Annotated in this window: 10 protein-coding genes; all 10 read left to right on the plus strand. The window is 35.9% G+C overall.

What is annotated here, in order from left to right; translation table 11 throughout:
- The first annotated feature begins 48 nt into the window (after positions 1–48).
- Positions 49–3,750, plus strand: coding sequence for an efflux RND transporter permease subunit (locus ABI125_08265; GenBank protein XCF07843.1), 3,702 nt, complete (start codon positions 49–51; stop codon positions 3,748–3,750).
- Complete coding sequence (locus tag ABI125_08270) at positions 3,747–4,970, plus strand: TolC family protein (GenBank protein XCF07844.1); 1,224 nt, start codon at positions 3,747–3,749, stop codon at positions 4,968–4,970. The genes ABI125_08265 and ABI125_08270 overlap by 4 nt, the downstream gene beginning before the upstream one ends.
- A 3-nt stretch (positions 4,971–4,973) precedes the next feature.
- Positions 4,974–7,328 (plus strand): multicopper oxidase domain-containing protein, encoded by a 2,355-nt coding sequence (locus ABI125_08275; GenBank protein XCF07845.1) that lies wholly within the window; start codon positions 4,974–4,976, stop codon positions 7,326–7,328.
- Between the two features lie 210 nt (positions 7,329–7,538).
- Complete coding sequence (locus ABI125_08280; GenBank protein XCF07846.1) at positions 7,539–7,925, plus strand: DUF302 domain-containing protein; 387 nt, start codon at positions 7,539–7,541, stop codon at positions 7,923–7,925.
- Positions 7,926–7,964: 39 nt separating this feature from the next.
- Positions 7,965–8,594 carry a DUF3347 domain-containing protein gene (locus ABI125_08285; protein ID XCF07847.1) on the plus strand — a complete coding sequence of 210 codons (630 nt, stop codon included), beginning with the start codon at positions 7,965–7,967 and terminating at the stop codon, positions 8,592–8,594.
- Positions 8,595–9,050, plus strand: coding sequence for a heme-binding domain-containing protein (locus tag ABI125_08290; GenBank protein XCF07848.1), 456 nt, complete (start codon positions 8,595–8,597; stop codon positions 9,048–9,050).
- A 61-nt stretch (positions 9,051–9,111) separates the two neighbouring features.
- Positions 9,112–9,621, plus strand: a complete 510-nt coding sequence (locus tag ABI125_08295) for an AraC family transcriptional regulator (protein ID XCF07849.1) — start codon at positions 9,112–9,114, stop codon at positions 9,619–9,621.
- 75 nt (positions 9,622–9,696) lie between these two features.
- Entirely contained in the window at positions 9,697–12,198 is a 2,502-nt protein-coding gene (locus ABI125_08300) for a heavy metal translocating P-type ATPase (protein XCF07850.1), read from the plus strand.
- An 18-nt stretch (positions 12,199–12,216) separates the two neighbouring features.
- Entirely contained in the window at positions 12,217–12,699 is a 483-nt protein-coding gene (locus ABI125_08305; GenBank protein XCF07851.1) for a DUF305 domain-containing protein, read from the plus strand.
- Positions 12,689–14,464, plus strand: coding sequence for an efflux RND transporter periplasmic adaptor subunit (locus tag ABI125_08310; GenBank protein ID XCF07852.1), 1,776 nt, complete (start codon positions 12,689–12,691; stop codon positions 14,462–14,464). Before ABI125_08305 ends, ABI125_08310 begins: the two co-directional genes overlap by 11 nt.
- Positions 14,465–14,479: the final 15 nt, after the last annotated feature.

Here is a 14,479-nt window from a genome sequence, read left to right on the forward strand (position 1 = left end):
TCGGTGTTGTCCCAACGCCAATGTCTAACTGTTTAATTATCAAAAGCAATGCTAAACAAAAGCATCAAACTTTTAATAGAAAACAAGCTCGTAGCTGTACTGTTGCTTGTTCTTTTTATAGGATGGGGAACTGTAAATGCACCTTTTAATTGGGATACAGGTTTTCTACCAAGCAATCCAGTAGCTGTAGATGCCATACCAGATATAGGTGAAAACCAACAAATTGTATTTACCAAATGGGATGGTCGTTCGCCACAAGATATAGAAGACCAAATTACTTATCCATTAACCACATCATTACTGGGTATTCCTGGAGTAAAAACCATTCGTAGTTCTTCTATGTTTGGCTTTTCAAGTATCTATATCATTTTTGAAGAAGATATCGAATTTTATTGGAGTAGAAGTCGTATTCTCGAAAAATTAAATTCCTTACCAAGTGGTTTATTACCAGATGGTGTCAATCCTGCATTGGGCCCAGATGCCACAGGATTAGGTCAAATATTTTGGTACACGTTAGAAGGTCGTGATGGAAACGGCAACGTAACTGGCGGATGGGATTTGCACGAATTACGAAGTATTCAAGATTACTATGTGAAATATGCGCTTTCCTCTGCGAGTGGTGTATCGGAGGTCGCATCTATTGGTGGTTATGTTCAGGAATACCAAGTGGATGTAAACCCAGAATTTATGCGTCAATACAATATAGGTTTGCAACATATTGTAAAAGCAGTTAAAGAAAGTAATAGAGATATTGGGGCACAAACCCTTGAAATCAATCAAGCCGAATATCTGGTGCGTGGTTTGGGCTATGTGAAATCCATAGCAGACATCGAAAATGCGGTAGTCACTTCCGAAGATTACACATCTATTAAAATTAAAGATGTGGCCAATGTGTCTTTAGGTCCTGCAACAAGACGTGGTATTCTAGATAAAGAAGGTGCAGAAGTGGTTGGTGGTGTTGTGGTGGCACGTTATGGTGCTAATCCAATGGAAGTCATTAATAATGTAAAAGCCAAAATTAACGAATTAAGCGCAGGACTACCTACAAAAACGTTGGCAGATGGCAGAACATCACAAGTAACTATAGTACCATTTTACGACCGTACAGAATTGATTCAAGAAACGTTAGGCACACTCAATGAAGCCTTAACTTTAGAAATTCTCATTACTATTTTGGTCATTATCATTATGGTATTTAATCTTCGTGCATCGGTATTAATCTCTGGCTTATTACCTGTTGCGGTGTTAATGGTGTTTATAGCAATGAAACTTTTTGGTGTCGATGCTAATATCGTAGCGCTATCTGGTATCGCCATTGCAATTGGTACTATGGTAGATGTTGGTGTCATACTTTCAGAAAACATCATAAGGCATTTAGATGAAAACGGAAACAAATTACCAATAAACACAGTCGTTTATAACGCAACAGCAGAAGTATCTGGTGCAATCGTAACCGCAGTAATGACAACCATTATCAGTTTTATTCCTGTATTTACTATGATTGGTGCTGAAGGAAAATTATTTAGACCATTAGCATTCACAAAAACCTTTGCATTAACAGCTTCGATAATTGTAGCCTTATTTTTAATTCCACCGTTTGCAGCCTTTTTATTCCGAAAAAAGAGCATTCAAAAACATTTTAAATATGCTTTAAACGGTGTTTTAATAGTATTAGGAATAACTGCTATTTACTTCGGGTATTGGTTGGGAATAATACTCATCGCTTTTGGTGTGACAGCTTTATTGAATCTTCAAAACAAGATTTCAGATAAACAGGGAAACTTTGCCAACATTATCATTTCGGCTTCGGCAATCGTATTTTTATTAGCAGAATATTGGCGACCGTTAGGCGTAAACGAAAGCATCTTCTTAAACCTCATTTTTGTAGCTATTATTTGCTTTGGATTATTAGGTGTATTTGCATTATTCATTAAATACTACACACGTATTTTAAGATGGTGTTTAGACAATAAATTATTATTTCTTTCCATACCTACAGCAATTGTCATTGCAGGATTTTTTATAATGAAAAATACAGGTAAAGAGTTTATGCCATCATTAAATGAAGGTTCTTTTCTATTAATGCCTACCTCAATGCCACATTCAGGTGTAGAAGAAAATAAGCGCGTTTTACAACAATTGGATATGGCGGTAGCAAGTATTCCAGAGATAAAAACCGTTGTAGGTAAGGCAGGAAGAACAGAATCAGCTTTAGATCCTGCACCATTGTCAATGTATGAAAATATCATTCAATACAAACCCGAATATATGCTGAATGATAAAGGAGAGCGTCAACGCTATAAGGTCAACAATGATGGTGAGTATGTATTAAAAAACGGAATGTCATTGCGAGCGGAACAACGTGAAGCGTGGCAATCTCTAAATGCAAAAGAACAGTTAATCCCTGACGATGATGGCGAGTTTTACAGAAACTGGCGACCAGAAATACAATCACCAGATGACATTTGGAACGAAATTGTAAAAGTCACCAAATTACCAGGAGTCACATCAGCACCTAAATTACAACCTATTGAAACTCGATTGGTAATGCTACAAACAGGTATGCGTGCACCAATGGGAATCAAAATAAAAGGTCAAGATTTAAAACAGATTGAAGCTTTTGGAATGAAGTTAGAAACCATTTTAAAAGAAGCTGAAGGTGTAAAGGACGAAGCTGTTTTTGCAGACCGTATTGTAGGTAAACCGTATTTACTCATAGATATTGACAGAGAAAAAATTGCACGTTATGGTGTAAGTATTGAAGAGGTACAAAACGTATTAAAAGTAGCTGTTGGCGGTATGTCCTTAACACAAACCGTTGAAGGTCGTGAGCGTTATGGAGTTCGTGTACGTTATCCAAGAGAATTACGAGCAAATCCAACCGATTTAGAGCAAATTTATGTACCTGTTGAAAAAGGCAGTCCTGTACCTTTAAGCGAATTGGCAACCATTCGTTACGAGCAAGGTCCACAAGTCATAAAAAGTGAGGATACCTTTTTAGTAGGCTATGTGTTGTTTGATAAAATGGATGGCTATGCTGAAGTAAATGTAGTTGAAAATGCACAGGCAATGATTCAAAGCAAGATTGATGCAGGTGAATTAATTGTACCAAAAGGCATTAACTATCAATTTACAGGAACTTACGAAAACCAATTACGTGCCGAAAAAACCTTATCAGTAGTTGTACCATTAGCATTGGCTATCATCTTTTTAATTCTGTACTTCCAATTCCGTTCGGTGGGCACATCATTAATGGTTTTTACAGGTATTGCAGTAGCGTTTGCAGGTGGCTTTTTAATGATATGGCTGTACGGACAATCGTGGTTTTTAAATTTCAGTGTCTTTGGTGAAAACCTACGCGATTTATTCCAAATGCACACCATTAATTTAAGTGTCGCAGTCTGGGTAGGCTTTATTGCGCTCTTTGGTATTGCCACCGATGATGGTGTTGTAATGGCAACCTACTTAACCCAAACTTTCGATAGAAATTCACCAGAAACAAAAAAGGAAATTAGGGCTTCTATTGTAGAAGCAGGTGAAAAACGTATTAGACCGTGCTTAATGACTACAGCAACAACCATTTTAGCACTCTTGCCTGTACTAACATCAACAGGACGAGGTAGCGATATTATGATTCCTATGGCAATACCGAGTTTCGGTGGAATGTTAATCGCTTTAATCACCTTATTTGTTGTGCCAGTTTTATATAGCTGGAAAGCCGAAGTTCAACTTAAAAGAGCATCAAAATGAAATATATAAAAACAATCTTTTTTCTTTTTTCTATTCTCTTTTGTCTCAATGGAAGTGCTCAACAGTTAGAAAAATTAATTAATGAAGCGTTAGAAAACAATCCCGAGATTCAAAAATTCGAGTTGCAATACAAAAGAGTTTCAGAAAAAATAAACGAAGTCAACACGATTCCAAACACCGAATTTGGCGTGGGCTACTTTGTTAGCGAACCCGAAACCAGAACAGGTGCACAACGGTTTAAGGTGTCAGCAAAACAAATGTTACCTTGGTTTGGTACAATTACCTCGCGTGAAGATTATGTAACCGCATTGGCAGATGCGAAATATGAAGATATTGTTATTGCCAAACGAAAACTTATGGCTTCGGTATCTCAATCTTACTACAAGCTGTATGCAAACCAAGCAAAACAGCAAGTGCTGAGTGATAATATCAAATTGTTGGAAACCTATGAAATAATGGCCTTGACTTCTGTTGAAGTAGGTAAAGCATCCGCAGTAGATGTATTGCGTTTACAAATGCGGCAAAACGATTTGCAACAATTAAAAGATGTTTTGCGTCAACAGTTTTTGGCAGAACAAACTAATTTCAACAGTCTTTTGAATAGGAATAGTACCATTAAAGTTGCAGTTGTGGATAGCTTAACAATTCCTATGGAAGATTTTGAGGTTAATACTGAAAATCTATCGGTACATCCTGAATTAATAAAGTTCGATAAACTGTATCAATCTGTAGAAAAATCGGAATTACTAAACCAAAAAGAAAGTAGCCCAATGATTGGTTTCGGGTTGGATTATATCAATGTAGAAGAACGGCCAGATATGAGTTTTTCAGACAATGGTAAAGATATTATTATGCCAATGGTATCGGTTTCAATCCCCATTTTTAATAAAAGATATAAATCGGTTACCAAGCAAAACGAACTGGAGCAACAGGAAATCAATTATCAAAAACAAGAGCGCTTAAACAGTTTAAAAACTGTTTTAGATAAAGCTATTACCGACCGCATTTCAGCAAGAATTAGCAATGATACAGCATCTAAAAATCTGAAACAAGCTGAAGATGCAGAGCAAATTCTCATTAAAAGCTATGAAACAGGAACCATTGATTTTAATGATGTTTTGGATATTCAGGAATTGCAGTTGAAGTTTCAAATGAACCAGATTGAATCTGTGAAGACCTACTATATTCAGAGTGCTATAATTAATTATTTAATTCAGTAAACAATGAAGACATTAAACACAATATTTCTTTTACTACTAACGTCAATTGCATTTTGCCAAGTAGGGACAAATGGAAATGATAGAAATGAAGAAGGAAGGAAAATAAAAGAATATAATCTCACTATAGAGGAAAATGAAATGACACTTGCTGGTGTAACCGCCAAAGGTATGACTATCAATGGTAGTATTCCCGGACCAGTTTTGGAATTTAATGAAGGTGACCTTGCTATTATTAATGTTACCAACAAAATGGATGTGGAAACGTCTGTGCATTGGCACGGATTAATTCTTCCTAATTTTTATGATGGTGTGCCCTATTTAACAACGCCACCAATAAAATCAGGTACAACATTTCAATATAGAATCCCTATCAACCAATCTGGTACGTATTGGTATCATTCCCATACCATGTTACAAGAGCAAAAAGGTGTTTATGGCTCTATTGTCATTCATCCAAAAGAAAAGACATTGGAATATGATAAAGATTTAGTCGTATTGCTTTCCGATTGGACAAATGAAAAACCAATGAATGTGCTTCGTAACCTTAAACGAGGGAATGAATGGTATCAAGTTAAAAAAGGAACAGCTGTACCTTTAAGTAGAGTTGTAAAAGAAGGTGCATTAGGCGCGCAATTTAAGTTTTGGCGGGATAGAATGGAAGGCGCAGATATTGCGGACATTTATTACCCTGCATTTCTGTCTAATGGTAAAAAACTGGCGGAATATCCAGGGTTTAAACCTGGAGAAAAGGTAAGACTTCGTTTTATCAACGCTTCTGCATCGACTTACTATTGGATGGATTTTGGAGCTGGTAATCCTACAATCGTTTCAAGTGATGGTGTTGATGTAACACCAGTCAATAAAAGTAGATTTCTCTTTGGTATTGCAGAAACCTATGATGTAATAGTGACTATTCCAAATGGCACATTGGAAGTTACTGCAACAGCACAAGATGGCTCTGGCAGTACATCCATTCGTTTAGGAAGTGGCGAACTTTTTCCTGCAACGGTAATAGATAGACCAAACAAAGTTGCGATGATGAAGCAAATGGCTAAAATGGATATGAAAATGGGAGCGCCAGCAATGGCAGGTAATCAAAAGAAAAATACACCTGAAGCTTTAATGAAAAGGTATGGAATGCAAATGGATATGAAAGATGGTAAGATGAATATGGATATGAATAATAAGATGTCGATGAAAGATGGTAAGATGGATAACCAAATGAATATGAATGATAATCATATGCAAATGGAAATGGACAAAAAGATGGATATGAAAAAGGATTCTATGCCAATGAGCCATAATATGTCTATGATGGAGAAAGACTCTAGGTCTTTTGATTACAATACACGTAAAACCTATTTCAACTACGATTTTTTAAAGGCAAAAGAAAATACCACTTATAAGGAAGATTTACCTGTAAATGACCTTTTACTCAACCTAACAGGTAATATGCAACGCTATGTGTGGAGTATAAATGGTGTGCCATTATCTGAAACAGATAAGATTAAAATTAAAGGAGGAGAGGTTACCAGAATAACATTAAATAACTTAACAATGATGCATCACCCAATGCATCTTCACGGTCATTATTTTAGGGTTATTAATGAAAATGGAGAACGTTCACCTTTAAAGCATACGGTTAACGTGCCACCAATGCAAAAAGTGATTATTGAATTTTATAACGAAGAATATGGCGATTGGTTTTTTCATTGCCACGTATTATATCATATGATGGGTGGTATGGCACGAGTGTTTAGCTATGATACACCAAGGGATGAACGAATGAAGGATCATCCAGTAACAAAGCTAATAGAAGAAACCGACCATTATTATTCTTGGGGCTTGGCGCGTTTGGGTTCAAATTTTAATGAGCTAGCTCTTACATCGAGTAACATAAGAAATGAGTTCGGTTTACGTGCAGAATGGGATTATGATAAAAACACCGAAATTGAATTGAGTTATAATAGATATTTAAACGATTGGGTACGACTTTATGTTGGTGTAAATACCGAAACTTCAACCCCAAATTCTTACGATACATTCAATACTGTTGGGTTGGTTGGTATTAAGTACTTTACACCATACAGATTTAATGTAGATGTGAGTATGGATCATCAATTGCGGCCAAGAATACGACTTGACAGAGAGTTTCTAATTTTTCCAAGAATTTTTCTGGAAGGCGAATACGAATACAGAGCAGACTTCGGTTGGGTAAATGACATTGGAAGTAAATCGTATGAAGCAGAAACCCAGTGGTTGGTTGGTGCATCTTATATTATTTCCAGAAATTTTTCAATTCAAGGAAACTATAATAATCGATATGGCTGGGGTGGAGGTCTTTTGGTAAGATTTTAACCAACAAAAAAGGTGAAGTTACGACTCGCATGTGGAGTATTATATAAGGAGTCATTGTCTCCGTAATCCTCTTATATGTAAGTGTAAATGGCAATAAAATCATCGAGAAGAAGTCCGGAAGGCGTTTAGGATAGGCATCATGCCAATGGTAAAATTATCAAGGAAGAATACGAACAGAGTAAACGAATTACTAATTAAAACAAATAAAAAATGGACTATTACTTTAATAAAAAAATCAATAGAACCTTTGGAGAGGTTGTCGATAAAGTTACACAGCAATTAAAAGAAGAAGGTTTTGGGATACTTACGGAAATTGACGTAACAGAAACATTGAAGAAAAAACTAGATGTAGACTTTAAAAAGTATAAAATACTGGGTGCATGCAATCCACCTTATGCCCACAAAGCATTACAAGCTGAGGATAAAATCGGAACACTGTTGCCCTGTAATGTTATAGTGCAAGAAATTGGAGCAGGAGTTGTTGAAGTTGCTGCTGTGAACCCTATAGCATCTATGCAGGCTGTGGAGAATGAAAAATTAGAACAGATAGCAAGTGAAATCACGGCAAAATTGAAACACGTGATTGAAAAATTATAAAAAAATTAATCATACATACAAATTTAAATCAAAAACAAAATGAGTAAATTCAAATTAGTATTGGGAGTAGCTGCAATAGCACTTGTAACCTTAGCAGCAGTGTCTTGTAAAGATGCAAAAACAGACAAAAACAATTCTGCAGATCATCATTCGGAGATGAATGCGGGTGAAGACCACTCAAAAATGAACCACGATAATACCGACGCTTATCACGGTGGAGATAAAAAAGAAATGGCAATGGGCGGAGATGGTAATTCACAAACCATATTAAACCATTACTTCAATCTTAAAGACGCTCTAGTATCAGATGATAATACAAAAGCTAAGCAACTTGGTGGGACTTTGGCAAAAAGTCTAAAAGGTTTAAATGTTTCAGACTATTCAGAAGCTGAAAAATCTGAACTTAATGAAATTATCGAAGATGCTATAGAGCACGCTGAGCATATTTCAGAAAGTGCTATAGCGCATCAGCGCGAACATTTCAAAATACTGAGTAAAGATATCATTGATATGGTTGCCATCACTGGCACAGAGAATACCTTATACCAACAATTTTGCCCAATGTACGATGGGGGAAGTGCGTGGATAAGCATGAGCAAGGATATTAAAAATCCTTATTATGGAGACAAAATGTTGACCTGTGGAAAAGTGCAAAAGGAAATCAACTAAATGAAGATTTTAAAAATCATACTATTGGTTTTATTGGTGGCGTTCGTGGGCATACAGTTTATGCCCACAGAATGTAACCAAAGCGATGTTGTGCCACAAACAGATTTTATGGAGGTAAACCATGTGCCAGAGGGTATTCAAAAGCAGCTAAAGGTGTCGTGCTATGATTGCCATAGCAACAATACAAAATACCCTTGGTACAATACAATACAGCCCATTGCTTGGTTTTTAGAAGGGCATATTAAAGAAGGAAAAGGAGAACTAAATTTCAATGAATGGGGTTCTTATTCCAACCGACGGAAGAACAGTAAGTTGAAGTCAATAATCAGTCAAATAGAGGATAACAAAATGCCTTTAAAATCATATACTTTTATCCATAGTAATTCCATATTTACTAATACTGAAAAACAAGAAATTATCAAATATTTTAACCAACTAAAAGATAGTTTAAACTAAAATCTTTTTGGTAATGACACTTACATTATTTATAAAAAATATGGTTTGTAATCGTTGTAAAATGTCAATCCTTCAACTATTAAAAGATGAGGGCTTTGAGGTAAAAGCTATTCAGCTTGGTGAGATAATAGTAGAAGAACGTTCTGGTAATGATTATGTGAAACTCGAAAAACAACTAAACAATTTAGGTTTTGAGCTTATAAAAGACCCTTCAAAAGCTTTGGTCGAAAAAATTAAAGTAAGTCTTATTGAACATATTGAAAAGAACGATACGGATGTCATTCTCACTAAACTTGAAAGTGAAATTGGTAAAAGTTATTCCATATTGAGTAAAACGTTCAGTAAGTCAGAAGGCATAACATTGGAAAAATACCTCATAAACCTAAAAATTGAAAAAGTGAAGGAGCATATCCAGTTACGGGCACTCAATTTTTCAGAAATAGCTTATAGTCTTAATTATAAAAATAGTAGCCATTTGGCAAAACAGTTTAAGCGGGTAACCGGAATGTCTATGACAGATTATAAAAATTTACAAAATTGGAATAGAACACCCTTGGACAAAATTGTATAAACAATAACCATAATTGGAAAAACCAAAAGCAGTTGTAGCTTATAGTTTTGTGAATTAACCTTAAAAATCAAAACAATGAAACACACGTATCACATACACGGTATGACCTGCAACGGTTGTCGTAGTCACGTAGAGGAAACACTTTCAAAAGTAAAAGGTGTTTCCAAGGCGACGGTTAATCTCGAAACAGCGGAAGCCACAATTGAAATGGAGCAGCATATCTCTTTGGGAACATTTCAAAAAACATTAAAAGAAGATGGTGGAAGGTATAGCATTCACAATCAAGGAGAACATCACCATCATTCAGAACTCAAAAAGAAAAAGAAACTCAAAGGAAAAGGTAAAGGTACATTTTATTGCCCGATGCACTGCGAAGGAGATAAAACCTATGATAAACCAGGGGATTGCCCTGTTTGCGGAATGGATTTGGTAGAGGAACAAAATCTTTCAGCGTCAGCATCAGAGCAATGGACCTGTCCTATGCATCCAGAAATTGTTAAGGACGAATCAGGTTCGTGTCCCATCTGCGGAATGGATTTAGTACCCATGCAACCAGACCTTTCATCAGAAGAAAGGGCCTATAAAAAGCTATTAAAGAAGTTTTGGGTGGCCACAGTATTTACATTGCCCATATTCCTGATTGCCATGAGCGAAATGCTTCATGGTAATCCATTATACGATATTATGGAGCAGAAGTATTGGAATGGGGTACAGTTCGCATTATCAATTCCTGTAGTTTTTTATGCCACTTGGATGTTCTTTGAAAGGGCTTACCGAAGTATCAAAACGTGGAATCTCAATATGTTTACGCTTATTGGGATTGGTGCCGGTGTAGCATGGTTGTTTAGTGTTGTTGGGATGTTATTTCCAGACGTATTTCCGGCACAGTTTAAAACAGAATCAGGTGCAGTTCATGTGTATTTTGAAGCAGCAACGGTTATTTTAACCTTGGTGCTTTTAGGCCAGCTATTAGAAGCCCGTGCGCATAGCAAAACCAATTCAGCAGTAAAAGAGCTGTTGAAGTTAGCACCTAACAAAGCCATAAAAATTGTAGATGGTGAAGAGATTGAAGTCAGTATTGATGAGATAGAACTCAACGATACCCTTAAAGTAAAACCAGGTGATAAAATTCCTGTGGATGGTGTAATAACAGAAGGCGAAACAACAATTGACGAATCTATGATTACAGGAGAACCTATTCCTGTAAACAAATCAGAAGACGATAAAGTAAGTAGCGGAACCATTAATGGGAATCAATCATTCTTGATGAAAGCAGAAAAAGTAGGAAGTGATACCTTACTGTCACAAATCATTCATATGGTGAATGATGCCAGTAGAAGTCGTGCACCTATTCAAAATTTAGCAGATAAGGTGTCAGGTTATTTTGTGCCAGTTGTAGTTATCATATCGGTAATTACATTTATGGTATGGGCAATTTGGGGTCCAGAACCAGCTTATGTGTATGCATTGGTCAATGCAATCGCAGTTCTTATCATTGCGTGTCCTTGTGCTTTAGGTTTAGCAACACCAATGTCGGTAATGGTTGGTGTGGGTAAAGGTGCTCAAAATGGTGTATTGATAAAAAATGCCGAAGCTCTTGAAAAGATGGATAAGGTAAATACACTTATAGTTGATAAAACGGGAACAATTACAGATGGGAAACCAACAGTAGAAACAATAGGTGTTTTTAGTGATACTTTAAACGAAAAAGAGCTACTACAATACATCGTTTCATTAAATACCAATAGCGAACACCCATTAGCAGAAGCGACTGTTAAATATGGAAAGGAACATAACGTTGAAATAGTAAAATCTAAAAACTTTAGTGCTGTTACAGGAAAAGGTGTTGAAGCTATAATAAACGATAAAAAAGTAGCATTAGGAAACCCTAAAATGATGGAACATGCCAAAGCAGACATTACATCTAAAATGAAAGACGAAGCTAAATCTTATCAAAAACAGGGTAAAACAGTTTCTTATTTATCATTAGATGAAACTGTTGTCGGCTATGTGGTTATAGGGGATAAAATAAAAGAAACAAGTGCCAAGGCTATTAAAGTACTTCAAGATAAAGGCATTGATGTTTTAATGCTTACAGGAGATAATCACGATACAGCACAAGCTGTAGCTTCAGAACTTAATTTGGCAGATTTCAAAGCTAGTATGCTACCAGAAGATAAACTCAAAGAAGTAGAAAAACTGCAAGAAAAGGGCAAAGTAGTTGCTATGGCAGGTGATGGTATTAATGATGCACCGGCATTGGCAAAAAGTGATGTGGGTATTGCAATGGGGACAGGTACATCTGTAGCTATTGAAAGTGCTATGATAACTTTAGTAAAAGGTGATTTACACGGCATTGTAAAGGCTAAAAACTTAAGTCATTCCGTAATGAAAAACATTAAGCAAAATCTGTTTTTTGCACTCATCTATAACACCTTGGGTGTGCCAATCGCAGCAGGTGTATTGTTTCCGTTCTTTGGAATATTATTATCGCCTATGATAGCGGCATTGGCAATGAGTTTTAGCTCGGTTTCGGTAATAGCAAATGCTTTAAGATTAAGAACAATTAAAATTTAACTATAAAATCGAATAATTATGGAAAATTCAAAAGAACACTCAAACAAAGGAAATTACAAAACCTTCTTTATAATGTTGGCATGCTCATTTGTAGCAATGTACATCACAATGTATTTAAATACTTATTCAATTGACCACGTTTGGTTTAGCTTAACCCGCTTTTACATGACCTGCTTGGGAATTTCCACTATGGCAGTTATCATGTGGTTTTTTATGCGGAAAATGTACAACGATAAAAAGAAAAATATAGCCATTCTTGCAGGTAGTTTTATCTTATTTATTGGTGCATTAATATTAGTAAGAGCTCAAAAACCGATTATTGGAGATGTACTTTGGATGAAAGCCATGATACCTCATCATTCCATTGCTATTTTAACCAGTGAACGTGCAGATATAAAAGACCCAGAAGTTAAAAAATTAGCTGAAGACATTATTAAAGCACAGCGTAAAGAAATTGAAGAAATGAAAGCCATGATAAAACGATTAGAAAATGAAAAATAATAAAATAGTCATATACGTAGGCTTACTTGTGGTAGGTTTACTCTTGGGTTGGTTACTATTTGGAAGTTCGTCCAATGAAAGTACAGAGCACAACCATAAGGAAACAACTGAAAGCAACCAAATGTGGACCTGCTCAATGCACCCACAAATTATGCAACCCGAACCAGGCGATTGCCCTATTTGTGGTATGGACTTAATTCCTGCCGAAGCTGGAGCAGATGGTTTAACTGCAGACCAGTTTAAATTAACTGCTAACGCAATGGCTTTGGCAAACATTCAAACTACGGAGGTTGGTAATGGTTCAGTCGAAAGTGAAACAATAAAACTATCAGGTAAAATAGCCGAAAATGAAGACGCAAATGCAGTACAAGTGAGTTATTTTTCTGGTAGAATTGAGCGTTTAGATATCAGTTTTACTGGTGAAAAAGTACGCAAAGGACAATTATTGGCAAACATTTATTCACCAGAATTATACGCAGCACAACAAGAATTGATTACAGCGTCTTCTTTAAAAGAGTCACAACCTGCTTTATACAAAGCGGTACGTAATAAACTAAAACTTTGGAAACTGTCTGAAAACCAAATCAACCAAATTGAAACATCTGGTAAAGTCATTGAAAATTTCCCTGTGTATGCTACTGTTTCGGGTACTGTAACTGAAAAATTGGTAGAACAAGGCGATTACATCAAACAAGGGCAACCCTTGCTTAAAATAGCTAATCTCAATACGGTTTGGGCCAATTTTGATGTCTACGAAAATCAAATCGATTTATTTAAAAAAGGTCAAGAAGTTAAAATAACTACCAATGCGTATCCCAATAAAGCATTTAAAGGAATAGTAGATTTTATAGACCCTGTTTTAAATACCAACACACGTACTGTCGATTTACGCGTGGTTTTAAATAACAAAGAAGCCATTTTTAAACCGGGAATGTTTGTAACCGCAGAAATTGAAGGTAATAAATCGAATTCGAATGAAGTAATAACGATACCATCGTCAGCAGTGCTTTGGACAGGAGAACGCTCTGTAGTGTATCTCAAAACAAATCCCGATGAACCTGTTTTTGAATTAAAAGAAGTGGTTTTAGGAAGAAGGCTGGGTGGTCATTATGAGGTAATTGAAGGTCTGTATGAAGGAAATGAAATTGTTACCAACGGAACATTTACTGTAGATGCTGCTGCACAACTACAGGGCAAAAAATCAATGATGAACAAGCAAGACGGTAAAACAATGACAGGTCACGAAGGGCATTTAGGAATGGATAATAATACATCAAAAAATGAAAGTGACCATGCTAATATGAATGAACGCTTAAAAGTGTCAGGGGAATTTCAAGAGCAATTAAAAAAGGTATACAATGATTACATCAATTTAAAAGATGCTTTAGTAGAAGAAGACTCAAAAAGTAGTTCCCAATACGCATCATCTTTACTATCAAATTTAAGTAGGGTAGATATGAAATTGCTAAAAGCAGAAGCTCATAATCACTGGATGTCATTAATAGATGAGATAGAATCTTCCACAACTTCAATAGCCCGTTCACAAGACATTAAAACCCAAAGAAATCACTTTAAACACTTGTCTTCACATTTAATAAAAGCGGTTCAAATATTTGGTGTAAATGAAAAGGTATTTGTAGAATTTTGCCCTATGGCAGATAATAACAAAGGTGCATATTGGTTGAGCAAAGAAGAACAAATACAAAACCCTTATTTTGGCCCTAACATGCTATCTTGCGGAAGTGTAATCAATGAGATAGAATAACCGTATTTTTTCTAA

This window comes from Tamlana crocina (assembly GCA_040429635.1).
GTDB classification, from domain to species: Bacteria; Bacteroidota; Bacteroidia; order Flavobacteriales; family Flavobacteriaceae; genus Flavisericum; species Flavisericum crocinum.

Excerpts from the sequence above, each read along its gene's own strand:
- ABI125_08265 (XCF07843.1), top strand. The coding sequence starts at position 49 with ATGCTAAACAAAAGCATCAAACTTTTAATAGAAAACAAGCTCGTAGCT.
- ABI125_08270 (XCF07844.1), top strand. The coding sequence starts at position 3,747 with ATGAAATATATAAAAACAATCTTTTTTCTTTTTTCTATTCTCTTTTGT.
- ABI125_08275 (XCF07845.1), top strand. The coding sequence starts at position 4,974 with ATGAAGACATTAAACACAATATTTCTTTTACTACTAACGTCAATTGCA.
- ABI125_08280 (XCF07846.1), top strand. The coding sequence starts at position 7,539 with ATGGACTATTACTTTAATAAAAAAATCAATAGAACCTTTGGAGAGGTT.
- ABI125_08285 (XCF07847.1), top strand. The coding sequence starts at position 7,965 with ATGAGTAAATTCAAATTAGTATTGGGAGTAGCTGCAATAGCACTTGTA.
- ABI125_08290 (XCF07848.1), top strand. The coding sequence starts at position 8,595 with ATGAAGATTTTAAAAATCATACTATTGGTTTTATTGGTGGCGTTCGTG.
- ABI125_08295 (XCF07849.1), top strand. The coding sequence starts at position 9,112 with ATGTCAATCCTTCAACTATTAAAAGATGAGGGCTTTGAGGTAAAAGCT.
- ABI125_08300 (XCF07850.1), top strand. The coding sequence starts at position 9,697 with ATGAAACACACGTATCACATACACGGTATGACCTGCAACGGTTGTCGT.
- ABI125_08305 (XCF07851.1), top strand. The coding sequence starts at position 12,217 with ATGGAAAATTCAAAAGAACACTCAAACAAAGGAAATTACAAAACCTTC.
- ABI125_08310 (XCF07852.1), top strand. The coding sequence starts at position 12,689 with ATGAAAAATAATAAAATAGTCATATACGTAGGCTTACTTGTGGTAGGT.